Raw genomic sequence first — 24137 nt, 5'->3', positions numbered from 1 at the left:
AAAAGGTCTTAGTTTTCAATGGCTTGCAGGTGGTAATTCAATAGATTCTCGGTACATCTGTCCAAGATATCATATACATTTTGGAAACCTTCCTCTCCACCATAATATGGATCAGGTACATCAATGCCCTGCAAATTGATTTCAGTCTCATAATCACGCATAAGCTGAACTTTTTGTAGATGCTCCTCAGAAGTTGCAAATCCAATAATCTTCATTTTATTGGCATTGTCCATTACCAAAATATGATCAAAGCGATTAAAGTCTGAAGCATCAAACTGCCTTGCACGGTGTTTCAATTCTAAACCATTTTCCTGAGCATTTTCACGTGTTCTTTCATCAGGCAACTCACCAATATGATAATCCGCTGTTCCGCATGAATCAATTTTAAATTGTTCTTCATTGTCCATATTTGATATTTTACTTAACATCAAACCTTCAGCCAGTGGTGATCTGCAAATGTTCCCCAAGCACACGAAAAGTATTTTTTTCATTTTTGCAAAATAGTTTTAAAACCCAAATTAATAAAAGCTGAGAACAATATGAATCTTTTATGAAGAAAAGCCTGTCTTGATTCATAAAAAATTCTTCTAAGTAGCGCTTTTTTGTCCCGTTTATCTTGAATCATATCAAATGCTTTATAACAGATTTTCAAAGTCGAAGCCAATTGTTTATTGTTACTTTGGTATTGTTGGTGAGACATCGAGCTAGATAAAACCCTTTTCTCCACCAATATTTTGTCGGTGTAACTGAATAGGTGCTGTCTTGAAAGTCTGAGCATAATATCAAAATCCTCATAAGCTAAATCTTCATCATATCCACCAAGCTCTTTCAAAAAAGAAGACCTGTACATCATGCTTGGAGAACAAATAAAATATCTTTGTAAAATCTGATAAAATAAATTGCCCTCTGGCACTGGAATAGTAGAATGGTTCTTCTTATCTACCGGATAATGAGTTTTAATATACTCTCCTTCCTCATTTATGTAGTTTGCATTTGTAAAATTAACGGCAATATTTCGATCTCTTTCCAGATTTTGCAGTCCTTCTCCCACCCTATCCTCCAATAAACGATCATCAGCCGCCAAATCAATAATATAATCGGCATTAACTAGTTCCAATGCCTTATTAAAAGCCTTACAATTACCAATATTTTCTCGCAAGAAGATTGATTTGATATTTCTATTTGGATGATGATCAATAAAAGATTTTATTCTTTGTACACTGTCATCGCTTGAAGCATCATCCACAATAATAAGTTCTGCAGAATAAGTTTGCTCTAAAACTGATTGCATCGCTTCCTGTACATATTTTTCATGATTATAGCACAAACAAATTACAGCTACCTTACCCTTCATTTCTTAAACTTTTTATTCCTACAATCGCCACAACTACAAAAAAGCAACTAAACCGTAGGATGTGAGCATAAACCAAAATATCTATACCTATTGATGAATTTAAAACTATTATTGCTACAAATATAAGCGCACTTAATATTTCAGTAAAAACATATGATTTGACCCTAACAGTAGCAATTAAATAAACAGAAAATGGAAAGGATAGAAATGCGAATAAATCTCCAAAAATCTGAAATTGAAACAAGTGTACCGCCTCTGCATACTGTGCGTCATAAAATACTTCCAGAATAAGCTCATCAAATTGAAAAACCAAGAACAGAAATATCAAGGAAAGTAAAAAATACGGCAAATAGTACCTCTTCAAAATGCTTAAATCCAAGTTTCTTCTTGCTATTAGTTTGGAGATCATTGGGTAAAAGCTCAAAAATAGAAAACTAATCAATAACCCACGATATGCTTCAGAAATTCTCACAACGGATTGCCATAAACCTGTTTGAACAGTCCCAAACTCTTGAATGGCAAATTCCCTGATAAAATAATCAACCCATTTACTACTTAACCACACAGTGATTGCCATAATTAGGAATTGACCAAAATGTTGTTTTAATTTTTTATCAATTCTAAAATTAAATTTCAGATAGGGATAAATCGGGTAAATCAGAACTAACGAAAAAAGCGACTGAATTAATAGCCATAAAATCAAGAATTGATGAAGGTTTAGCTCAAAGAAAACAAGCACTCCAAAAAATGTTAACCATTGAACCAAAATGATTGATGCATAAACACTTAATTTTTGCTGAATAACATATACAGCAGAAACTATCAAGCCAAAGCAAAAAAGTAGAATGGAAGGAATAATTGTTAGCCATTCTTGAAGACTGAATAAGAAAAGGCTTTGTCTGAACTGATGACGAATCAATAAAAAAATGCCAGTCACAAAGGTTAATAGAACTAAAATGATAATGGCTGATCCAATGACGTGCTTCTTTTGGAAATTCTGTTTTGGAAATGCATTTATCAGCCCATTTCCAGCTGCATCTTGAATAGGTTGAGTAAATAAAGCTAGGAAATTTTGAAAGTGGCTAAACAGGGTTGTTCCAGCTGGTCCATATAAAACAGCTACAGCTTTCTGTGCACCAAAGCCTACCACGGTCCGGATTAATAAAAGCATTCCACTCCAAAAGCTATGATGATATATCTGCCAAAACCTCAACAATGCAAAGTATATTTTCTGTAAAATTCACCCCCAATATAAGACTTATATCGAGCTAAATTTTTGTTAATATTTCCATCTGGAAGCATAGAAGTTCCCATCTCAATTATGGAGAAACCATTCTGTTGTGCCCAATTATATACAGAATTCCACAATAAAAGTGAAGGCTCCTTCAAATTTGATGATGGATCAATTATTAATGAATATACATAAAGCGTCATATCATTTACCTTCAAAAAGAATACGTTCCCAACCAAAATGCTATCTATTTCTATTTTTAAAGCATGATAAACATCAGGGAATTGCAATTTTGCCTTTGACATGTTTTCTACACTTATTAAGTTTTGATGAGATTTTTTTGCTCTCCAATTCAAATTCTCTTGATATTCATCAGCCCAATTATCTATATCTACATTTGAGACTCTATATTGATTAGCAGATAATAAAGATTTCAATTTTCGTTTCTTTCGCTCTTGCCTAATGTGCTCTACAAATGACTTGTCAGATACTGTAAGCCTACTGGCAAGATCTACTTTTTTGATCTTAAGCGAAGGCATCAAAAAGAAGTGATCAGTGGAAAGAGTATCTGATTGCAAAGTAAACTCGATTGAGCAATTATACTTCTCTTTACAGTAGCTGAAAACATTTTCACAAACCAGACTTATATCGACTTCACTTGCAAAGTAGGGAGTAAAAAAAGGGGCGTTAAATGGTGTACTCAATTTTTGCTTTTGTTTGTAAAAACACCAAAAAGCAACAATCTGACCCTTATCATCATAGACCGTAATGGGAAGGATCTTCTCCAAAGCCAAATGTAACAACCAATAACTTTTCTGAGCAAAAACAGAAAACTTCAATACTTCTTCCTCACTTTTGGAGGGAAAATGCTCTGAAATTTGATAGTTTTGCCTCATGGGGTAAAAATACTTTTTAAAGTGCAATAAATGATAAGTTTGAAGTTTAATTGCCTAAAATCCTCTAATTTGAACTTTCTCTTATAAAATTTCTAAGTATAAATGAAGGACTATTTCTACACAATTTCTAAAGGTGGCGAAGGATTCTATAAAGAAAAAGGTAGTAAATTCATAGGGCTAGCCTTTAGAGTGCATAATGAAGATGAAGTTAAAGAAAAATTAGAGGAGGTCAAGAAGCAGTTTCATGATGCTCGCCATCATTGCTATGCTTATTTTTTATCAAAAGACAAGCTGAGAGCAAATGATGATGGGGAACCCAACCATTCCGCTGGAGATCCCATTTTAGGTCAAATAAAATCAAAAAACCTAACGCAAGTCCTAGTAGTGGTAGTCCGTTACTTTGGTGGGACAAAACTTGGTGTCTCTGGCCTAATAAATGCATATAAAACAGCAGCATTTGAGTCTTTGGAGGCTTCAAAACTATTAAAAGTTACCATTGAAGCTATCTACGAAATTCAATATGGATACGAAATTACAAATGAGGTAATGAAATTAATAGCTGATTTTGCAGCTGATATTAAAAATCAAGAATTCACAGAAAACTGTAATGCCACATTGGGTATTAAACAATCATTACAGGAGAAATTTGAAGAAGAAGCTAGTAAAATTGATGGCCTAAAGCTCGATATAAATAATGCACTTCAAGACGATTGAATTCAATATTTCACTCCAATCTTTTTATATATAAAATGCATCAACCAGGCAGGTCCGATTAGTAAAAACTGTAAATCTTTCAGAAATGAAGGCTTTTTACCTTCAATTTTATGACCCCAAAATTGACCTACCCATGCCAAGAAAAACACTAGCAATGCTATTGCCCACAGAGGCAAAAAATCTAGCTGATCCGCCCAGCGTGCAACTGCTATACATAAAACAGCAAATAGCACCATACCAAATGAGAGGGGGATTGACAAACTGATATAATAAATAAGCACGATCCCTAAAACAACTACTGCCCAATTATTAAAGTAACCAACACCGAATGCATAGGTTAACATATCATTTGGTATACTATAGAGCAAAGCTACAACACTCCAAAATATTAAAGGCACACAAATCCAATGAACTTTCTTATTAGTTGCATTTTTATGGCTCGCCCCATATTCCTCTAATAATGTATCTATTTTTCTCATGTATCTAAAGTAGAAAATTTTAATTTATGAATCAATTAGTAATGTTCTAAGAATTAGAATTTTTACATAAAACGAATCAAAACAATAGCATTTTAAAAAAAGCTTATTACATTTGCTTTCTCATGAACAAAATCACATTACATATCTTAAATTGGCAAAATGCTTCCCAGGCATTTCATGCAGTTCATGTATTCCATCATTCCTCTTTGTAAGAGGAAAAAAATCAATATATCGCCATAAGCAGGTGTCTGCACATTATATTTATTTAAGGAGAATCGTTAAACATTTCCTTAGAAAATCTCTTAGTTAAATACTATTTTTATATCTCAAAATTTAAATATGAATACATTAAAAATTGCTATACAAAAGTCAGGTCGATTAAGCGAAGACTCACTAAAACTAATTAAAGAATGTGGAATTAAATTCAGCAATGGAAAAGGTAAACTTAAAGCAGTTGCTGATAATTTCCCAATCGAGTTTTTATTTTTAAGAGATGACGATATTCCAGGTTATGTTGAAGACGGAGTAGCTGATTTAGGAATTGTGGGGGAAAACGTATTAGTTGAATACAACAATGATGTCAAAATAGTCAAAAAGTTAGGATTTTCTAAATGCAGACTATCAATTGGTGTAGATAGAAACTGGGATTATAAAAATATTAAGGATTTAGATGGGAAAAGCATCGCTACATCCTACCCTAAAATCTTAAGTAATTTCTTAAAAGAAAACAATATTAATGCAGAAATTCATGAAATCAGCGGTTCAGTGGAGATTGCTCCAAGTATAGGCTTAGCTGATGCTGTTTGCGATATTGTTAGTTCTGGTAGCACTTTGTTAAGTAATGGTTTAAAAGAAGCCGATGTAATTATGCGTTCAGAGGCCGTCTTAGTTTCAAACAACAATTTATCTGATGGGCAGAAAGACATTTTGAATCAACTGCTATTCAGAATGGAGTCTGTTCAAGCTGGTAAAAACAACAAATACATTTTATTGAATGCTCCAAATGAATCGATTGATGAAATTATTGATTTATTACCGGGGATGAAAAGCCCAACGGTTTTACCTTTAGCAATGGAAGGATGGAGTTCATTACATTCTGTTGTAAAAGAAGATGATTTTTGGGAAGTAATAGAAAAACTGAAAGGAGCGGGCGCTCAAGGAATATTAGTAGCTCCTATAGAGAAGATGATTGTATAGTGATCCACCTTTGAAATAAAATCTGGCAGGTTTAGTTAAGATTTATTGAGGAATCTATTTGATAAAAGAAAATATGAAAGATTACACATACCCGAAAAGAGATAGCTGGGAACATCTACTGAAAAGACCAACAGAATCTCTTTCTGATATAAGAAAAATAGTTCAACCTATTATGGATGCGGTTCAAAGCAATGGAGACGATGCTTTAAAAGCCTACACAAAAAAGTTTGACGGGATCGAATTGGATAATTTTCTGGTGAATGATCATGAGATAAAATCAGCTTCATCAGCTGTTTCAGATAAATTAAAGGAGGCTATCAAAGTGGCCCATGATAATATTTTTCAATTTCATGAGGCACAAGTAACCGTTCCACTCAAAATTGAAACCATGCCAGGTGTATTGTGTGAACGAAAATCAGTAGCCATCCCTAAGGTAGGTTTGTACATTCCTGGTGGAACGGCTCCACTTTTCAGCACAGTTTTAATGTTGGCCATACCCGCGAAAATTGCTGGTTGTAAAGAAATAGTATTATGTACACCACCTAATAAAGAAGGGGAAATTCATCCTGCAATTTTATATGCTGCTGAAGTTGCTGGAATTACAAAAATATTTAAAGTGGGTGGAGCACAAGCAATTGCTGCTTTTGCTTATGGCACAGAAAGCATTCCGAAGGTGGATAAAATATTTGGCCCTGGTAATCAATATGTAACTGCCGCTAAGCAACTGGCAAGTTTGGAAGCAGTTGCAATAGACATGCCAGCAGGACCGTCAGAAGTATTAGTCTATGCAGATAAAGGTGCGGATCCAGGCTTTGTAGCCGCTGATCTACTATCGCAAGCAGAACACGGAGTTGATAGTCAAGTAATTTTTGTCACCACCTATCCGGAAATGTTAAATGCGTTGCAAAAAGAAATATACCATCAGCTAAGTGAATTGCCTCGCTGGGAAATTGCTGACAGATGCTTGCAAAATAGTGCCGTCATCATTTTAAAGTCTGAAGCTGAATGTATTGATTTAATAAATTTATATGCTCCTGAGCACTTGATTTTATTAGCTGAAAATGCGAGGGAAATAGCCGGTCAAATTGAAAATGCTGGCTCCATATTTTTAGGATACTATACTCCTGAATCTGCTGGTGATTATGCATCAGGGACTAATCATACTTTACCAACAAATGGTGCTGCACGAGCTTATAGTGGAGTTTCTTTGGATAGTTTTGTTAAGAATATCACCTATCAGGAAATAACACCCGAAGGCTTGCGGTCCTTGGGCCCGCATGTAGAAGAGATGGCGGAAGCCGAATCCTTAAGAGCACATAAAAACGCAGTGACTGTCAGACTAAATAGTTTAAAGAATAAATAACTTGCAAAAATGAGCAATAATATAAATTGGGAGGACTTAGTACTTCCACATATTCTAAAATTGCAGGCATACTCTTCAGCAAGAGATGAATTTTCCGGTGATGCTAAGGTGTTTTTAGACGCCAATGAAAATCCGTTTGATGAGGAGCAACAAAACTGGAACCGCTACCCCGATCCATTACAAAAGAAAATAAAAACCAGATTATCTGACTTAAAAGGAATCCCCGCTGAAAATATATTCTTAGGTAATGGAAGTGATGAGGCAATAGATTTACTTTTTAGAATTTTCTGCAAAAGTGAAGAATCCAACATAGTCACCTGCCCTCCTACTTATGGAATGTATAAAGTATCTTCATCCATCCATAATGTTGAAAATATAGAAGTTCAATTAACTGAAGATTTTCAATTAGATGTGAAAGCGATTATAGACAAGGCCACTCAGCAAAGCAAAATGCTTTTTATCTGTTCTCCGAATAATCCAACGGGAAATAGCTTGAGGAAAGATGACATTCAGTATTTATTAGAGAATTTTAATGGAATTGTAGTCATTGATGAGGCTTATATTGATTTTTCAGCTCAAGACTCATGGATACATGCGTTATCAGAGTATCCAAATTTGGTAGTTCTACAAACTTTAAGCAAAGCATGGGGCTTAGCTTCAGCCAGATTGGGAATGGCATTTGCAAATCAAGATTTAATTAAGATACTTAACAAAGTTAAACCCCCATATAATATTAGTGGCCCTAGTCAAAAACTGGTAGCAGAATCACTTTCAAAGAAGCAAATATTTGACAATCAAGTAAAAGCGATTATAGCAGAAAGAGATGACCTATTTCTCAAGCTGCAAGATATAGCGGGGGTTAAGAAGGTTTATCCGACTGATGCAAATTTTATTTTAGTAGAAATAAATGATGCAAAAGAAATCTATCAAAACCTTCTTAAAAACGGCATTGTGGTCAGAGATCGTTCCAATGTTTCACTATGTAATGACTGCTTGAGAATAACGGTCGGAACTAAGGAAGAGAATGAGGCTATTATTAGGGGTCTGGAAGGGATAACTTCAGGTGACAAGCTGAATTACTAAATTTTATCCAGCAAATACTTCAACTTTAGCAGGGCTGCGATACTAATACTATCAGTAATTTTACCGTCCATTACCATTTGAAAAGCTTCTGATATTGGAAGCTTTCTAATTTTTAAATCTTCGGTTTCCTCAAAGTCCGTTTCTCCCTGTTTTAACTCCTTAGCTAAATATACAACTCCTCTCTCGTCAGAAACAGAATTGCTGGTATGAATCCTCAATAATTCCTCCCAGCTTGCAGCGAATAACCCGGTTTCTTCTCTCAGTTCACGTTTGGCTGCATCAAGCTCCCTTTCGCCAATAGGGCACCCCCCTTCTGGGATTTCCCAGCTATATTCATCCAATGGATATCTATATTGACCAACCAACCATGTATTTCCATCATCATCTACTGGAACAATACCAACTGCCACATTCTTAAAATGTACTTTTCCATATATCCCCATACCGCCACCAGGATTGATCACATCATGTTCTTCAACTTTAATCCATGGGTTTTCATATTGAATTTTAGATTTTAATAACTTCCAGGGATTTATCGGCATCTTATGAAATATTTAAAATAAAAAAAGGTAAAATTATATTTAATTATCGTAGAAAATTCACAAGTAATCGAAAAATAAATGAAGTATTTTAATATATTGATCAAAATTCGCCTATTAATGTACAATTTGTATCAATAATTAAACTATTGAAGGAAAAGATTTCAAATATTGCACAGGTAAAGTTTTTACTAATCATAGTTATTTCTAGCGCTTTGCTGTCAAAAGTTTATTGTCAGGGAATGCTGGAAGACTCTTCTCGGTACTATACTTCTATTGCTAAAAAGAATTGGCATAATGATATTCAAAAAGCTCATAAAGCCGCTCAAAATGCCTATCGACTAATATCAAACATAGAAGACTCCACACTTAAGGCAGACTCTTACGCTCAATATGGGATTTCATTTTACACAAATCAAGAATATGACAGTGCTATAAAATATTATCAAAAAGCAATAAATCTTGCAAGCAAGGAAGAGGCTAATAATTACCGTTTTATATCGTATTTATGTTCTGCTTACGAGAAAAAAGGACATTACAAACATATTTTTGACATAATAGAAAATGAAATTCTCGCCAATGATAACAACAATTCAGAATACTTCAATTTACTATTGATCAAATTATCAGCGGCTTTGAAAATTGGATTAACTGAAGAGGCAGTGTTGACCTTGAAAATTCTTGAAGACGTAATACCACAATTAGATACTATAAATACTTACAATAAGTATATTAGCTTGAAGGCGAAATATTATCAAACAATAGCGTCCTTTCAGAACTCAGATTCGATATTTTTAAGGTTAATTGAGCATTATGACTCTACTAACAATAAGATGGATAAGGCTGAGACCTTTATGCAACTGGCCCTAAATGCAATGGAAGTAAGTAGGTATCAACAAAGCTCACAATATTTGATTCAATCTGAAGCTATATATGATAGTCTGAACTACGGATTTGGAAAAGCTAATATTGATTTGTACACAGGAACTTTACTATCTTGGATGCAACGTTATAATGAAGCAAGTAACTACATCTTCAAAGCTCTTAAAGTCTTCGAAGAAAATAATAATGTAAATGAAATTCAAATAGCCTACTATGAATTAGGATGGATTTTCTACTCTTTGAATTTAGAGAATAGAGCAGAAAGCTACTTATTCAAGGCACTAGAAATAGCAGAAACTATTCAAAATTTTAGTTATTTAGGTAGAAGTCATAATGCGCTTGGTTCTTTATACACTGATCTAGAAAAGTACGACTCAGCTATCCTGCATTTTGATTCAGCTATTTATTTCCAAAAAATCACAAAAAATATAAAAGAATTATCGGCAGCAAAATTTAATAAAGCTGTGGTTTTGGAAAAAATTGGTAAAGATGACCAAGCACTTAAGATATACAAAGAAACTTATAAAATAGATGTAGACTTAAATAATTATGCAGGATTAATTGAGGGAGAATGGATTTTAGGGGAATACTATATGAAAATCCAAAAACTAGACTCTGCCAAATTTTATTTTGATTTAGGGGAAAAACATGCAAATGAATTGGGAGAGAAGTACTTTCTGCTAAAAATATATCAAGCCCAAGCAAAACTCAATTCCAAACAGGAAATCTACAAACTTTCGGCAGATTATTTACAAAAAGCGTTAAAAACACAGAAAGAGTTGGCACAAGAAAACAAAACGCTAGAATTGGCCACATTGGAAACCACTTACAACCTAAAAAGCAAAGACAAAGAACTGGCTTTGCTAAATCTACAAAAAGAGAATAACGAGCAAACGATTGCACTAAATCAAAAAACCATAGCATCTCAACGAAATACTTTAATCGTTTTAGTAATCGGAATTGCTGTTTTATTGATTCTTAGTTACATCATTTTCAGATACCTTAAAGTAAGAACTAAAACTAATCAACAGCTGAGAGAATTAAATTATGAGATTCAGGAAAAGCAGGAGGAAATTATGGCTCAATCTGAAGAATTAAAAGAAGCCAATGATCATGTGAACGAACTAAATGAATTTCTCGAAAAGAAGGTCAAAGACAGAACCAATGCCTTAGAAAATGCTCTTTCCGAATTAGATCACTTTTTCTATAGAGCTTCGCACGATTTTAGAGGACCTCTTACAACTCTGATGGGCTTGGTTGGGATTTCAAAAAGATACGATTTACCTACCGAAGCTACGATCCTATTCAATAAAGTAAATATTACTGTGAAAAAATTGGATAGTATGGTTAAAAAGCTCCAGGCAGTTAGTTTCTTAGGTGATTTTGAAAATTTGAAATCACCCCAAACAATGGAAATAGAAAATGAAATTAATCGAATCGTTAATGAAGTGATTAAGAACAAATCCTACGATGGAGTCGATTATAATTATGAAATAGAACTTAATTCTTCTATATCCGAAATCACTTTTTATCCTGTAATTCTTGAAATCTGTTTAAGTAATTTAATTGAAAACAGTTTAGTTTTTAATCATTCAAAAAATATAGTAATTAATATTAAAGTGGAATCTTATGAAGATCAACTTATTCTTTCCGTAAAGGACAATGGAACAGGAATATCAAACGAGCAACAGGCTAATATTTTCGATATGTTTAAAAGAAATTCTCCTACGTCCACAGGCAATGGTCTAGGACTGTATATTGTCAAAAAAGCAATAGAGATCCTTGACGGCAAAATCCAACTAGAAAGTGACACAAGGACAGGGAGTACTTTCATATTGATATTTCCCTTGACAGGAATAATGCAAAGCACTTCAAATAATTACAACAAAGTATATACATCCCTTTAAATTAATCTTCTATAGTCTAGATATTAATAATCTGAACTTTCAATTTATACTTTTTTCATTTTCATTTTCATTCATTTAATGTACACTAAATTAATCCTGATTATGCCTATATATCCCGCAATAAATATCTATTTTTAGAATTGATTTAATCAGAATTCTTACAAAATGATAGAATTAGCAAGCATATTAGTTTTAGGGGTTTTCGCACAATGGTTAGCATGGAAAATAAAGCAACCGGCAATTCTCCCGCTGATTATTATAGGATTATTAGTAGGCCCAATTTCTACTTTTTTCACTCCTGAAGGCACTAAGCTAATTGATGGTGACAGCATTTTTTCAGGTGATTTGCTATTCTCATTTGTATCCCTATCGGTAGGCGTGATTCTATTTGAAGGGGGATTAACTCTAAATTTGAAAGAAGTACGAACTGTTGCAAGTACAGTAAGAAACCTTTTGATTGTGGGGGTAATTATCACATTTATAGGGGGTACAATAGCAGCTGTGGCAATACTAGACTTAAGTCTATCGATGGCTTTGCTTTTCGGTGGTTTGATAATTGTGTCGGGTCCTACAGTGGTTTTACCCATTTTGAGAAACGTGAGACCAAATGCAAAAATCAATACTATACTTAAATGGGAAGGTATTCTGATCGATCCTTTAGGCGCATTAATTGCAGTCCTGGTTTATGAATTCATCAAAAGCTCGTCCAACGGTGAATACTACACTGTTGAAGCTTTAAAGGATTTCGTTACTACGATTTCAGTAGGTTTCTTTATTGGTGGTTTTGGAGCCGTTTTAATCTGGTATATCATCAGTAAAAATAAAATACCTGATTATTTAAGGAATGTAATAACCTTAGGGACTGTAATTTTGGTTTTTTCACTTTCTGATATGCTACAAAAAGAAGCAGGGCTTCTAGCAACTACCATTATGGGAATTGTTCTTGCCAATTTAAAGCTTGATGACTTTAAGAAAATCTTGTCTTTCAAAGAAGATATCAGTCTAATATTAGTCACTCTGCTTTTTATTTTACTTTCTAGTAGAATCAACATTGATCAAATAGAACAATTAGGAACAAGAAGCCTTGTTCTATTTGCTGTAGTTATTTTCGTGCTCAGACCGTTGGGAGTTTGGTTAAGTTCTATAGGATCTACCCTTCGTTGGCAAGAAAAAATCTTTATTTCATGGATTGGCCCGCGAGGAATCGTTGCGGCAGCTGTAGCTTCATTATTTTCTTTGGATTTACTCAGCTCTGAAACTACTAGCGCTGCGATAAAATCTGAAGCAGAACTGTTGTTACCACTTGTATTTTTAGTAATAGTGGGAACTGTTATAATTCAGGGAACCAGTGCCAAATACGTTGGTAAATGGCTCGGAGTTTTGAGAAAAGAACCGCAGGGAGTATTATTTGTAGGTGCTAACGAAATTGCTAAAAAACTGGCTTTATTTCTAAAAAAGGAAGGTTTTTACGTATTATTAGCAGACACAGCAAAGCATAATGTCAATGAAGCCAGAAAGCTAAACCTTCCCGTCTACGAAGGGAATATTCTTTCTGAAGAAATTTTTGAAGAGGTTGATCTTTCTCAAATTGGAAAAATGATGGCAGTTACTAGTAACTCAGGCATTAACTCTCTAGCCTTGAGCTGGTTCGACAATGAATTAGGAATGGAAAATACATACCGAATTGTAAGTAAGGAAGAAGCTGAAAATGAAAATCTGCCTTTACCAAAGAATGTTCTATTCAAATCAAGATTGGATTACTTAAGTTTAAATCACTTACTAAGACAAAACAGTGAAATCTCAGAGGTAAAGTTCTATGGAGAATCTGAATATGAAGAATTTCTAGAAGAAAAAGGAAAAACCATTATTCCGTTGTTTATTATCACCTCTGAAAAGAAACTACAGATCATCTCTGGGTATCCAGAAGAGGTAGGGAAAGATGATCGATTAATCTTCTTGAAGAATAAGAATTATAATATGGTAAGCAATGAAAACGACTGATTTATAGCTAAATAGGGCCAATCCTTACCGATCATAAAAAATACAGCATCTTTTTTCTTAAATGTTTAGGATTTCTTTTGAAAACTAACCGGTTAGTTTTATATTGATGTTTTTAAACTAAATAATAGGGAAAATTATGCAAACACTAACCAGAGCAGAGGAACAAATCATGCAAAAGCTATGGGAATTAAAAAAAGCTTATGTTAAAGAAGTTTTAGAAACTTTACCTGCGCCAAAACCCGCTTACAACACCGTAAGTACAATTATTCGAATCTTAGAAAGAAAAGGAGTAGTTGGACATGAAAAAACTGGAAAAAGCTATTTGTATTATCCTCTTATAAAAAAGGATGAATACAGAAAATTCAGCATTAAAAAACTTATCCACGGTTACTTTGATGGATCATTTGCTAACATGGCTTCATTTTTCGCTAAAGAAGAAGATCTTAGCGCGGAAGAACTAGATGAAGTTATGAATCATTTGAAAAACAAGTAACTAAAAATGGATACCTTAATTTACATTTTAAAAGCCCATGTATTATTTACGGTTTTAGGTGGAATCTATCATTTTATATTAAAAGATGAGAAAAGCTTTTCCTTTAACCGATTTTACCTCCTAGCAATTTATGGGGTGAGTTTAATCATCCCTTTGCTAGAAATTAAAATCTTCAAAAATGTGACTTTTATCAATCAAGCTTTTTTGTCAAATGAATCAGCAGCAACAGCTTCGGGAGGTAATTCGTCAATGTTGGAAAGTAATTTATTCACATTAGAAACAGGACTACCATTACTTTACGGAATTTTAGTGTTTATATCTATTTTCATATTCATTATTAAATTTATCAAAAGCTATCACAAATTTAAGCTGATACAACGAACTGCATATTTTGATTATAAACAGCAAATATATTGGGTATCTGATGAAATCCCGCCATTTACTTTCTTAAACAAAACGCTTCTACCTAAAAAATTACAAACTGATGATAACAAAGATGTTATCATAAAGCATGAAGAGGTACATAGGAAAACATTACATTTTTTTGACATAATATGGGTTGAAGTTATGTCTTCGCTACTGATATTCAATCCTTTAAATCAGAAAATAAAAAAGCATATTGTCGAAAACCACGAATTTTTAGCTGATGAATATGCTTGCATGGGTGTTGAAAAAACTAGTTATGCAGAGCTCCTAATTCAGCAGACACTCAAGCAAAACCAGTTTCAATTTGTCAGCTATTTTGCTAAACCAACCATCTTAAACAGACTTAACATGTTAACAAGCAATAAAAAATCTACAAAAAAACCATTCCTTGTTGCTTTTCTCTTGATTTTATTCAGCTTTATTTTTTCATGTGATTTAAACCCAGAGGAGGAAATTATTCTTAAACCTAAAAATGAAAATACTACGACTTCTAATATCTCATCAAACGATTTGATTGATGAAAACACCATCTTTAATATTGTAGAGAAGCAAGCTGAACCACCTGGTGGCATTCAAGATTTCTATAATCATTTATCAAAAGATTTGGAAGGAAAGTATCCCCAACAAGCCATCAGAATGGGGATTGAAGGAGTTGTGTATTTACAGTTTGTTATTGAAAGAGATGGTAGCCTCAGTAATATACAACCGGTCAAAGGTATTGGTGCAGGCTGTGATGAACTTGCTGTTAAATTACTTAAAAACCAAGGCAATTGGGTACCTGGCAAACAGAAAGGCAAAACTGTACGAAGTAGACGAGTAATCCCAATTAGATTTGTATTAAACTAAAATTCATTAGAAGGTACCTCCCCTATAAAAAGGATAGATATCAAGGGTAATTTTTCACAAGTTTTAATTATATTTATTAAATAATTGATAAAAGCACATGAATTATTTAGCTATCCTATTTTTTGTATTATCTGTTGGTGTTACAACTGATAATATTGGACAAAGTAAACAGGAAGAAGTTTTACAATCTGTTTTTAATATTGAGGAATTCCAGGAATACCTTGCCTATTCACCTCGTTTTGTAAGTACAAATGCAAAGCAAGAGGTATTAATGATGAAATTTCCTGAGCTAGAAAATCAGACTTTGGAGCTTAACATTCGTAATAAATCGGTTAGGATTGTTTCAGAAAAAGAATTGTCTGAGTTAAAACATAAATTTTTCATCAAGATAGATGAATTTGTAGTAGATGGTTCAAACGCCAAGGTTGTCCTATCCTACCAAAATGCAAGACTATACTATGAAAAAGGTCAAAAAATACTGTTAGAATCTCAACTTGAAAAAACTAAAAATGACCAGTGGCAAGTTTCAAAATACAAACTAAATACTGTGGAAATTAGTACTTCCTATTGAGTATTTCAGCATAAACGATTGCCTTTTTAGCACTTTCAGGATCAGACAAGCCCTCACGAATTTCCTTGGCAAAAAGATTTTCACCCTTCTCCACTTCAAATCCTCTGAATCTGTCACTTTGGGTTGAAACTTCCTCTATATCTACCAACTCATCAATACTTTTTAGCTTCTCCCCTTTTTTGTATAATTCTTTGAGTGTTTCATCGGCATTTTCAAAGTCCTCTTGGCTTATCTCCTGGTGCATCGGCCTTTCCTCAACTTGATCAGAAAGAGGTTTAATATTTTCACTGTCGGTTAGAATTTCATCATCTTTAGATCTCTTGGACCTTTCCTCTGGCTCTTGACTTTCACCACTTAATTCTGCAAGCAGCTCTTCAAAAGATTTTGGCCTTCTCTTTTCATTTGAACTTTGATCTGCCTCCTGAGCATCTGTTCTTTTTCGAGTAACGGGTTTTTTCTTTTTCCCTCTTCCTTTAAATAAGAAGTATAGAATTGACAGAACAATATAGATGAGAATTTTGTAATCTTCCATATAATAAAATTACGAAAACTTTGCAGAATATAGACAACCTTTTAGCAGGAAAAAGAAAATTAAAAGCTATTGAAGCCTAAAGCCGATCAAGAGCACATCATCCGTTTGACTATAACCGCGCTTCCAATCCTCAAATCGTTTCTTCAGGATATGAATTTGGTCATTCATATCTTTCTCAGCAGTCTCTTGGAGGAGTTTACGGAAGTTTCTCACCATAAATTTCTTATCCTTAGGACCTCCAAATTGATCCTGATAACCATCTGAAAATATATAAAAGGTATGATTGGGGTTGTACTCGATCGAATGGGTAGTGAATCCTCCTCCATTTTCAATCTTTCTTTTACCTCCAATAGACATCTTATCTCCTTTGATCACCTCAACTTCTCTATTTTCCTTAACAATAATCAAAGGATTTTTGGCCCCTGCAAAAGTCATTATTTTATTTTGTTCATCTATTATTACGATAGACGCATCCATGCCGTCTTGATTTTCAGTCTGGGACTGCTTTAGGTAGCTATTGACCCCATCATGAAGCCTATTGAGAATTTCCGCAGGATCAATAGTTCCTTCTTGCAGCACAATTTGATTCATATTGGTATCCCCTACTAACGACATAAAAGCACCTGGCACTCCGTGTCCTGTACAATCGATAGCAGCAATCACTTTTTTCCCATCAACTTCAGCCATCCAATAGAAATCTCCGGATACAATATCTCTCGGAATAAACATTACAAATGAATTTGGCAATAGTTGTTTGATATAATCATCGGTAGGAAGCATTGCAGATTGAATTCTTTGTGCATAACGGATACTACCAATTATATCTCTATTCTGCTTTTCAATAAACTCTTTCTGAGATTGCATCGCGTCCCTCTGCGAGAGAATTTCCTCCTTCTGCATCTTTAACTCTTCATTTTGCTCTGAAATTTGGTCACTCTTAAATCGTAAATCTTTTTGAGCTTTAATTAAACTCTGATTTCTTTCTTGTAATTCAAAATGTGCTTCCTGCAGAGCGACCCTGTGCATGAAATTATTTTTCATGATGTAATATCTAAATGCGGCCATCGAAAAAGCTGCAATCCCTACAACTATCAAAATATTGACCCCTTTCATCATGAAATAATCTAGTATTCCTGCGTCACAGAAGAAAGTATGAACTATAATTTGAATCAGAAAAACTGCAAAAAAATTAAGAATGAAATAGAAAGGCCTTAATATAACCAAAACCGCACTCGTAATAAATACGGTAACCATAGATATCATATAAGTCATCCAATCTGCACAATCTACCATATAAGCCGCAGAAGTAAACAAACAGAATGCAATGATTTCAAATAAAAGCTCGTGACTAAACTTAAATTTTTGATGAAGTAAAAACACAACTCCCACTACAACTGATGGACCGTATCTGAATATATACCATAAATTGATATTAGGCTTCTCTATTGCAAGCTCCGGTATTGTACTAAGAGGAAACAAGAAAATAACTAAGAGCGCACCCCATCTTGCATAAAGGTGACCCACCCTCTTGTATTCTTCCTTCCAGGCTTCATTTAAATTGATACCAAAACTTTCTGCAATATTGAATTTCATCTATTTTGAATAAAAAAAGTTATGCGAGATTAACATACTTATGGTAAAAATAAAAATCATTTATCGAAAATGAGGATAAACATGATCCTTCATCAAAGATTGTACTTTTTTACGTAACCATCTACGTCTTATATGTTTAATTTGCTCCTCATAATCTTGTTTTATATCAATTTTGTAATCAGGAATACTTACCCCTGAAGCTTCCTTAACCCAAACGGAATGTATCGTAAATGCAAACTGCAATTCATCGTGATCGAGCTTTGCTATGGGGCCTTTATGTAAATCAGACGCATCAAACACCCATATCTCAGAAAAGTAAGAACTTATCTGATTTATATTATCGTTTTCACCTATTACAGTACATAAAATATAACCATTCAAAGATTCTGGAATATCACTTTTTGGAGATTTTGAAGGTACAAATTGTAGAGACCACATATAAGTAGCCTTCGGAAAACTGTAGTGGTCGATAACTTTCATCGAATCAGTTTCAACAGTCTCTAAAATGAATGGAGCACCTTTTTTTGTAAATTCAAGCATTTGCTCAGCACTGTATACCCTATTTCTGTGTGGATCTTTGTACAATCTGTACATAAAATCAGTGAGTAATTGATCATTTAGTCCATACGCTTGCCAAAAAATATGTTTTATCTCTCCAACATTTTGATCAGGTGATAGCATATCTCGATAAGTATACAAGCCCACTCCCCAGGTATGTGGACCTGGATCTTTCTCGCCCGGATTTCCTTCTAGGTGTAAGAATACCGTTTTATCTTCTAGATTGTCTCTATTTTTTACATCTATAACGATCTTCCCGATTTTACCAATATCCATCTCTCCAACTGCAAGCATTCCTATCTTTTGGGGATCAATAGGCGAACCACTCACTTTACATTCGTCATAATAACGCACCCATTCAGCTGGGCAAGCACTGCAATTGTGTGCCGCATGTAATGTCACGACACCTTCCGGATTATCATAATTAGCAGAAAAGTGAACAGTCTCTAATGGCAATACAACCTTGTGTGCCCTAACTTCTTTAGCATTTGGAACTAAATCTTTTCTATGAACAATATAAAGAGTAGAATAATCATTTTGAGCACCATCCAGCAATTCCCTTAAAAATGAATCAATTTTCTCATTATTAGGAAATGGATTATTCAACATCACATCCAATGTGAATTTGAAATTAGTATCGGCTAAAAGCACATAATCCCGGGTAAATCCGAGTTGGTGCATATTATGTTGAATCTGGATATTTGACCCATTTTCATTCACAATCTTATAAGACTTAGGATTCTTAGAGCCTGTCCACTGCACCAAATAAACAGCATCCTCATTAGAAAAATGTCTTCCAATCAATTTCCAATACCAGCCTTTGAGCTTATCCCAAATTGATTTAGGCTCTTCTTCAGATGCTTCTTCATAAAAGAAATCGTTCACCTCTTTTACCACCTGCTCTTTATCTTCAATTTGTTCCCACCTACTGATTTTTTCTTCTAACCTCTTTTCAATCTCTTCTTCGCTACTAAATATCAAATGGAAAATTTCAGTAGCACTTAAAAGGTTTTTGGTGGTTTTAGTAAAATTCACACTGAATACTTCCTTGGTTTCAGGATCATAAACGGGATGTGCCGAAGTTAACACCATCGGAAAAGGATTATTCAAGAATGGAGGAGTTCCCGCCCGCCAAAACTTATTCTCTCCAATGGGAGTAATCAGTTCCAAACTCTTTGGATCAAACTCAAAAGGTCTACCCGCATCAAAAGTTGCTAATAATCGTGATTGATGATCTCCTGGCTTTTTGAATGGAGTAATAGCAGTATTCAACTGATTTCTGGTACCTAATTTCATTGACATCCTTGCCAAGCCTCTGTTTTTAAAGGCAATATCTGCAAATGGATTACTTGGATTCAACACCGGGCTTGAGGCAATATCCGCATAAAAACAAGGTGTCTTCAATAAACGGGTTCTAAGCTTCACTTTACCAGGATCGGTGAAATCAAAGCGATACATATAACCGTCTCCATTAATCACAGGTGAACCAAATTCCTGATTGAATTCACCATTGGGAAGTTTCCTTTCGTATGGAAGTCCACCACTATTGACGGTTCCTGCACCGGAATTTATAAACACGAACCCAGTTAAATCCTCTGGGATTTTTCCTTCTTTTACTTTAAGTTCTACATCAAGTGGTTCACGAGTTGAGGTCAGCAGATTGGGATGACTCATAGTTTTGGTATAGTTTAATTGATACTTTTACGGACACATAAATAATAAAAATTCAACTAAAAATTGAGTAATTACAATATTATTTACATATAAATCTTTTGCTTGAACAGAATAAGCAAGCTCAAATACATATGGTTGTCAGTAGTTCCTCGATTTTTAAAGAGAACATTCAATTAGATTACCCACTTCTCCAAATAAATTATAAATTTGTTATCCGCTTTTTCTAAGCGTTGATTTTTTTCAGTAAGAAATATGCAGCTAACCAAACTTGAAATAAAAGGATTTAAAAGCTTTGGTGACCGAATGGTCATTAATTTTGACAAAGGTATAACCGGAATTGTCGGTCCAAATGGATGTGGAAAATCCAATGTGGTGGATGCCATAAGGTGGGTTTTAGGAGAACAGAAATCTCGAATGCTTCGCTCTGACAAGATGGAAAATGTTATTTTCAATGGAACAAAAAAGCGTAAACAAAGTAATCTAGCAGAAGTATCTCTTACTTTCAACAATACTAAAAATCTACTACCAACTGAATATTCGAATGTTACAATCACGAGGAGATACTATCGGACGGGTGAAAGTGAATATTTACTGAATGGTGTTAGTTGCCGACTAAAAGATATTACCAACCTATTTATGGATACTGGCATTAGCTCTAACAGCTATGCCATCATTGAATTGAAAATGGTCGATGACATCTTAACTGATAAAGATAATTCTAGACGAGGCTTGTTTGAAGAAGCAGCAGGCATTAGTAAATTCAAAATCAGGAAGAAAGAAACTTTAAAGAAATTAAGCGATACTGATGCTGATTTAGAAAGAGTTGAAGATTTACTATTTGAAATAGAAAAGAATCTCAAATCTTTAGAAAAACAAGCCAAACAAGCTGAAAAATATTATCAATATAAAGGAGAATATAAAGAAAAAAGCATTCTGCTAGCTAAAAAGACCGTGGCTGATAAAAGGGAAGTTTTTCTTAACTTAACAAAGCAAGTTGAGGCTGAAAATGATAAAAAACTAAGCTTAAATCGGCAATTAGCAGAACAAGAGGCTGCCTTGGAAAAAGGAAAATCGGAGTTGCTTCAAAAAGAGAAATTGCTTGCTAGTCGCCAAAAAGCACTTAACGAACACGTCAATAAAATTCGGCAATACGAAAGTGAAAAGAAAATTAAAAATGAAAGATTACGCTTTTTGCAGGATAAAAGTGATAGCCTAAAAAATCAAATTGAACAGGATAAACAAAGTAATGAACGCGCAGGCTTTAGCATCAAAAGTTTAGAACAAGAAAAAACCTCTGCAGAAAAAATATTCTTTGAAACTGAGCAAAGAGTAGAGGTTTTAAAAGCTGAATACGAAGAGCAAAAAAATAAAACTGCCGCTATTCGCGAAGAGGTTAACATCTTAAACCAACAGCAAAAAGGCTTACAGAATGAGGTTTATCAGTTAAACAAATCACTTGAAATTAAGGAAATTCAGCTTTCTTCAATCAAACAAGAATTAGAGAAAAGCAGCACAGACACTACTGAACAGTCTGCCAGTTTGGAGGAGTTTGATACCAAACTGGAAGAATTATCTAAACTTTTAAAAGAGAAAAATGAATACCTTTCGAATCTTAAAAACAAGGAGGATCACCTTAATAAACAAATAGAAGACCATAAAAACACAATAGAATTAATCAGGGAAGAGTTGACACAGTCTTCACGTAAGCTTGATGCACGTGAAAACGAATACAACCTAACAAAGTCATTAGTAGATAACCTGGAAGGATTCCCAGAGGCAATAAAATTCTTAAAAAAGAGTTCAAAATGGGGTAAAAATGCGCCTCTCCTATCAGATGTTTTGACCTGCTCTGAAGATTACCGCATTACAATAGAAAATTTTTTGGAGCCCTACATGAATTACTACATTGTAGAAACTGAGGCTCAAGCTTTTGAAGCAGTAAATTTATTAAGTGACGCAAGCAAAGGTAAAGCTCACTTTTTTATTTTAGATAATTTTGAAAAATTCAAGCCAAGTGATTCAAAGTTATTTGACCAAGCAGTCGCAGCCACAGAAATTGTAGAATATGATGCCAAATACAAAAAATTAATAGGCTTTATTCTTGACAATGTATATGTAGTAAAAGGTGATTACAATTCCATCCCAGAGGATAAGGACAGTATTTTCATCACTCAAAGTGGTAAAGTAACTAAAAGAAAATTTAGTATGTCTGGAGGGTCAGTAGGTCTTTTTGAAGGGAAAAGAATAGGTCGCGCCAAAAACTTGGAAAAACTTCAAGTCGAAATTAAAGACTTGAATAAAAAAATCAGCCAGATCAAAGAGAGCTTGGAAAGCAGGCAAAACGATCTAGACAATCTTAAAGATCATAGTTACAAAGAAAATATAGAGATTTTACAAACAGAAATCAATGAGGTGAACTCTGAATATGTTTCTGTGCGAACTAAACAAGAGCAATTTGCTCAAATGCTTAACTCGGCAGCTAACAAGCGAGAAGGATTAGAACAACAAAGAGAGACTTTGACGGAAGAAATTGAGACTATAAAACCTGACGCAAAAGAGAAATCTGAGAAATTACAAGAAATAGAACAGAGGCTTTCAATTATTAGTGAAGACCTCAGTGTACAGGATGATATTCTAAGTCAGAAATCATCATCTTTCAATCAGGAAAATATAGAATTTCACCAACAGCAAAACAGAGTCAACAGCCTTGAACAGGAAATCGGATACAAAAAAACTGCGTTTGATAGTAGCAAAGAGCGATTAGAAAAAAACCAGCAGGAATTAAAAGACAATGAAGAAGCAATTAAAGGCTTGATAGATACTGCTGAGTCAAGTGATGATGAGCTATTGGGAATGTATGAGGAAAAAGAGCAGATTGAGCTAGGAGTTAATGAAGTGGAAAAAAACTATTATTCAGCTCGTGGTCAGATCGATGAGATTGAAAAAGAGAGCAGAAATATCCAAAGAAATAAAGACCAGGTAGATGAGCTCTTGATGCAGATTCAAAATAATTTGAACGAAACCAAGCTAGAACTTAATAGTGTAAAAGAAAGACTTTCAGTGGAGTTTGATATTGATTTAGATAAAATCATGAATAGTGAAGAGCCGGAAGTCGAGACCAATGAAAGCGCAGACGACTTGCGAACAGACGTAAATAAATTGAAGGAAAGAATGGATCGAATAGGGCCAATTAACCCTATGGCCATGGAAGCATATGAAGAAATAAAGGAAAGAAATGACTTTATCCTGACGCAAAGAGAAGACTTGCGAAATGCCAAAGAATCCTTACTTAATACAATTACTGAAATTGATGAAGTTGCACGAACCAATTTTATTGAAGCATACGAAAAAATAAAAGAGAATTTCCAAAAGGTATTCCGTACATTATTTACGCATGAAGATGAGTGCGATTTACAATTATCTGATCCTGATAATCCGTTGGAATCCAAAATTGAAATTATGGCCAAGCCAAAAGGAAAACGTCCATTGACCATCAATCAATTATCAGGAGGCGAAAAAACATTAACCGCCACTTCCCTTCTCTTTGCTATTTATCTACTTAAACCAGCTCCATTCTGTATTTTTGATGAGGTTGATGCTCCTCTTGACGATGCCAACATTGATAAATTCAACAATATAATTAGAGAATTCTCCAAAGAATCTCAATTTATTATTGTCACCCACAATAAGAGAACCATGTCAAGTACCGATGTAATCTATGGCGTTACTATGGTTGAATTAGGAATTTCAAGAGTTGTTCCTGTGGACCTCAGGGAATTAGAAGATACATTGGAATAA

General features: G+C 34.2%; 19 protein-coding genes. 10 read left to right on the top strand and 9 right to left on the bottom strand.

Annotation, left to right across the window (positions count from 1 at the left end; translation table 11 throughout):
* Window positions 1-8: 8 nt before the first annotated feature.
* From AAC601_RS11260 to AAC601_RS11245, 4 genes are read right to left on the bottom strand one after another with little or no spacing between them, the layout of a single operon-like run.
* Window positions 9-491: a low molecular weight protein-tyrosine-phosphatase gene (locus AAC601_RS11260; protein ID WP_303269881.1), complete on the bottom strand. Its 483-nt coding sequence runs from the start codon at window positions 489-491 to the stop codon at window positions 9-11.
* Window positions 488-1354, bottom strand: a complete 867-nt coding sequence (locus tag AAC601_RS11255) for a glycosyltransferase (RefSeq protein ID WP_340153314.1) — start codon at window positions 1352-1354, stop codon at window positions 488-490. The genes AAC601_RS11260 and AAC601_RS11255 overlap by 4 nt, the downstream gene beginning before the upstream one ends.
* Window positions 1344-2525, bottom strand: a complete 1182-nt coding sequence (locus tag AAC601_RS11250; RefSeq protein ID WP_340153313.1) for a hypothetical protein — start codon at window positions 2523-2525, stop codon at window positions 1344-1346. The genes AAC601_RS11255 and AAC601_RS11250 overlap by 11 nt, the downstream gene beginning before the upstream one ends.
* Window positions 2526-2563: 38 nt before the next feature.
* The gene (locus AAC601_RS11245; protein WP_340153312.1) at window positions 2564-3481 is read right to left on the bottom strand and encodes a hypothetical protein; all 918 of its coding nucleotides are present in this window, start codon (window positions 3479-3481) and stop codon (window positions 2564-2566) included.
* A gap of 102 nt (window positions 3482-3583) precedes the next feature.
* On the opposite strand from AAC601_RS11245, the gene AAC601_RS11240 reads away from it, so the two are divergent.
* Window positions 3584-4195 (top strand): YigZ family protein, encoded by a 612-nt coding sequence (locus tag AAC601_RS11240; protein ID WP_340153311.1) that lies wholly within the window; start codon window positions 3584-3586, stop codon window positions 4193-4195.
* Window positions 4196-4197: 2 nt separating this feature from the next.
* Here the strand turns inward: AAC601_RS11240 and AAC601_RS11235 are convergent, their stop codons facing one another.
* Window positions 4198-4674: an Mpo1-like protein gene (locus tag AAC601_RS11235; RefSeq protein ID WP_303269886.1), complete on the bottom strand. Its 477-nt coding sequence runs from the start codon at window positions 4672-4674 to the stop codon at window positions 4198-4200.
* A gap of 339 nt (window positions 4675-5013) precedes the next feature.
* On the opposite strand from AAC601_RS11235, the gene hisG reads away from it, so the two are divergent.
* The 3 genes from hisG (at window position 5014) to hisC (ending at window position 8317) form a co-directional block, all read left to right on the top strand.
* Window positions 5014-5871 (top strand): ATP phosphoribosyltransferase, encoded by an 858-nt coding sequence (hisG, locus tag AAC601_RS11230; protein ID WP_303269887.1) that lies wholly within the window; start codon window positions 5014-5016, stop codon window positions 5869-5871.
* Window positions 5872-5944: 73 nt separating this feature from the next.
* Window positions 5945-7234: a histidinol dehydrogenase gene (gene hisD / locus AAC601_RS11225; RefSeq protein ID WP_340153310.1), complete on the top strand. Its 1290-nt coding sequence runs from the start codon at window positions 5945-5947 to the stop codon at window positions 7232-7234.
* Window positions 7235-7243: 9 nt separating this feature from the next.
* Complete coding sequence (gene hisC, locus AAC601_RS11220) at window positions 7244-8317, top strand: histidinol-phosphate transaminase (protein ID WP_303269889.1); 1074 nt, start codon at window positions 7244-7246, stop codon at window positions 8315-8317.
* Here the strand turns inward: hisC and AAC601_RS11215 are convergent.
* Window positions 8314-8859 (bottom strand): NUDIX hydrolase, encoded by a 546-nt coding sequence (locus AAC601_RS11215; protein ID WP_303269890.1) that lies wholly within the window; start codon window positions 8857-8859, stop codon window positions 8314-8316. The genes hisC and AAC601_RS11215 overlap by 4 nt on opposite strands.
* 146 nt (window positions 8860-9005) lie before the next feature.
* Between AAC601_RS11215 and AAC601_RS11210 the strand changes: the two genes are divergently transcribed.
* From AAC601_RS11210 to AAC601_RS11190, 5 genes are all read left to right on the top strand, one after another.
* Window positions 9006-11645 carry a HAMP domain-containing sensor histidine kinase gene (locus AAC601_RS11210; protein WP_303269891.1) on the top strand — a complete coding sequence of 880 codons (2640 nt, stop codon included), beginning with the start codon at window positions 9006-9008 and terminating at the stop codon, window positions 11643-11645.
* 165 nt (window positions 11646-11810) lie between these two features.
* A complete protein-coding gene (locus AAC601_RS11205) occupies window positions 11811-13646 on the top strand; it encodes a sodium:proton antiporter (RefSeq protein ID WP_303269892.1) in 1836 nt (611 codons plus the stop codon).
* Window positions 13647-13782: 136 nt separating this feature from the next.
* Entirely contained in the window at window positions 13783-14139 is a 357-nt protein-coding gene (locus AAC601_RS11200) for a BlaI/MecI/CopY family transcriptional regulator (protein WP_303269893.1), read from the top strand.
* Between the two features lie 6 nt (window positions 14140-14145).
* Entirely contained in the window at window positions 14146-15411 is a 1266-nt protein-coding gene (locus AAC601_RS11195) for a M56 family metallopeptidase (RefSeq protein WP_340153309.1), read from the top strand.
* Between the two features lie 97 nt (window positions 15412-15508).
* On the top strand, window positions 15509-15982 hold the full coding sequence (locus AAC601_RS11190) for a hypothetical protein (RefSeq protein WP_303269895.1): 474 nt from the start codon (window positions 15509-15511) through the stop codon (window positions 15980-15982).
* Here AAC601_RS11190 and AAC601_RS11185 read toward each other — a convergent pair.
* The 3 genes from AAC601_RS11185 to AAC601_RS11175 all read right to left on the bottom strand — a co-directional run bounded on the left by AAC601_RS11185 (window position 15966) and on the right by AAC601_RS11175 (window position 20339).
* The gene (locus tag AAC601_RS11185; protein ID WP_303269896.1) at window positions 15966-16514 is read right to left on the bottom strand and encodes a hypothetical protein; all 549 of its coding nucleotides are present in this window, start codon (window positions 16512-16514) and stop codon (window positions 15966-15968) included. The two genes, AAC601_RS11190 and AAC601_RS11185, sit on opposite strands and share 17 nt — an antisense overlap.
* Window positions 16515-16580: 66 nt before the next feature.
* Complete coding sequence (locus AAC601_RS11180) at window positions 16581-18107, bottom strand: SpoIIE family protein phosphatase (RefSeq protein WP_303269897.1); 1527 nt, start codon at window positions 18105-18107, stop codon at window positions 16581-16583.
* Window positions 18108-18167: 60 nt separating this feature from the next.
* Window positions 18168-20339, bottom strand: a complete 2172-nt coding sequence (locus tag AAC601_RS11175; RefSeq protein ID WP_303269898.1) for a carotenoid oxygenase family protein — start codon at window positions 20337-20339, stop codon at window positions 18168-18170.
* Window positions 20340-20591: 252 nt separating this feature from the next.
* Between AAC601_RS11175 and smc the strand changes: the two genes are divergently transcribed.
* On the top strand, window positions 20592-24137 hold the full coding sequence (gene smc / locus AAC601_RS11170; RefSeq protein WP_303269899.1) for a chromosome segregation protein SMC: 3546 nt from the start codon (window positions 20592-20594) through the stop codon (window positions 24135-24137).

The sequence above is a fragment of the uncultured Marivirga sp. genome, assembly GCF_963974845.1.
GTDB classification, from domain to species: domain Bacteria; phylum Bacteroidota; class Bacteroidia; order Cytophagales; family Cyclobacteriaceae; genus Marivirga; species Marivirga harenae.
Note: the sequence above shows the minus strand (reverse complement) of the source record. Positions and strands in the feature narration are given on the sequence as shown.

Bases quoted from the DNA above. Each gene is read 5' to 3' on its own strand.
- AAC601_RS11260 (WP_303269881.1), bottom strand. From the start codon at position 491: ATGAAAAAAATACTTTTCGTGTGCTTGGGGAACATTTGCAGATCACCA.
- AAC601_RS11255 (WP_340153314.1), bottom strand. From the start codon at position 1,354: ATGAAGGGTAAGGTAGCTGTAATTTGTTTGTGCTATAATCATGAAAAA.
- AAC601_RS11250 (WP_340153313.1), bottom strand. From the start codon at position 2,525: ATGCTTTTATTAATCCGGACCGTGGTAGGCTTTGGTGCACAGAAAGCT.
- AAC601_RS11245 (WP_340153312.1), bottom strand. From the start codon at position 3,481: ATGAGGCAAAACTATCAAATTTCAGAGCATTTTCCCTCCAAAAGTGAG.
- AAC601_RS11240 (WP_340153311.1), top strand. From the start codon at position 3,584: ATGAAGGACTATTTCTACACAATTTCTAAAGGTGGCGAAGGATTCTAT.
- AAC601_RS11235 (WP_303269886.1), bottom strand. From the start codon at position 4,674: ATGAGAAAAATAGATACATTATTAGAGGAATATGGGGCGAGCCATAAA.
- hisG (WP_303269887.1), top strand. From the start codon at position 5,014: ATGAATACATTAAAAATTGCTATACAAAAGTCAGGTCGATTAAGCGAA.
- hisD (WP_340153310.1), top strand. From the start codon at position 5,945: ATGAAAGATTACACATACCCGAAAAGAGATAGCTGGGAACATCTACTG.
- hisC (WP_303269889.1), top strand. From the start codon at position 7,244: ATGAGCAATAATATAAATTGGGAGGACTTAGTACTTCCACATATTCTA.
- AAC601_RS11215 (WP_303269890.1), bottom strand. From the start codon at position 8,859: ATGCCGATAAATCCCTGGAAGTTATTAAAATCTAAAATTCAATATGAA.
- AAC601_RS11205 (WP_303269892.1), top strand. From the start codon at position 11,811: ATGATAGAATTAGCAAGCATATTAGTTTTAGGGGTTTTCGCACAATGG.
- AAC601_RS11200 (WP_303269893.1), top strand. From the start codon at position 13,783: ATGCAAACACTAACCAGAGCAGAGGAACAAATCATGCAAAAGCTATGG.
- AAC601_RS11195 (WP_340153309.1), top strand. From the start codon at position 14,146: ATGGATACCTTAATTTACATTTTAAAAGCCCATGTATTATTTACGGTT.
- AAC601_RS11190 (WP_303269895.1), top strand. From the start codon at position 15,509: ATGAATTATTTAGCTATCCTATTTTTTGTATTATCTGTTGGTGTTACA.
- AAC601_RS11185 (WP_303269896.1), bottom strand. From the start codon at position 16,514: ATGGAAGATTACAAAATTCTCATCTATATTGTTCTGTCAATTCTATAC.
- AAC601_RS11180 (WP_303269897.1), bottom strand. From the start codon at position 18,107: ATGAAATTCAATATTGCAGAAAGTTTTGGTATCAATTTAAATGAAGCC.
- AAC601_RS11175 (WP_303269898.1), bottom strand. From the start codon at position 20,339: ATGAGTCATCCCAATCTGCTGACCTCAACTCGTGAACCACTTGATGTA.
- smc (WP_303269899.1), top strand. From the start codon at position 20,592: ATGCAGCTAACCAAACTTGAAATAAAAGGATTTAAAAGCTTTGGTGAC.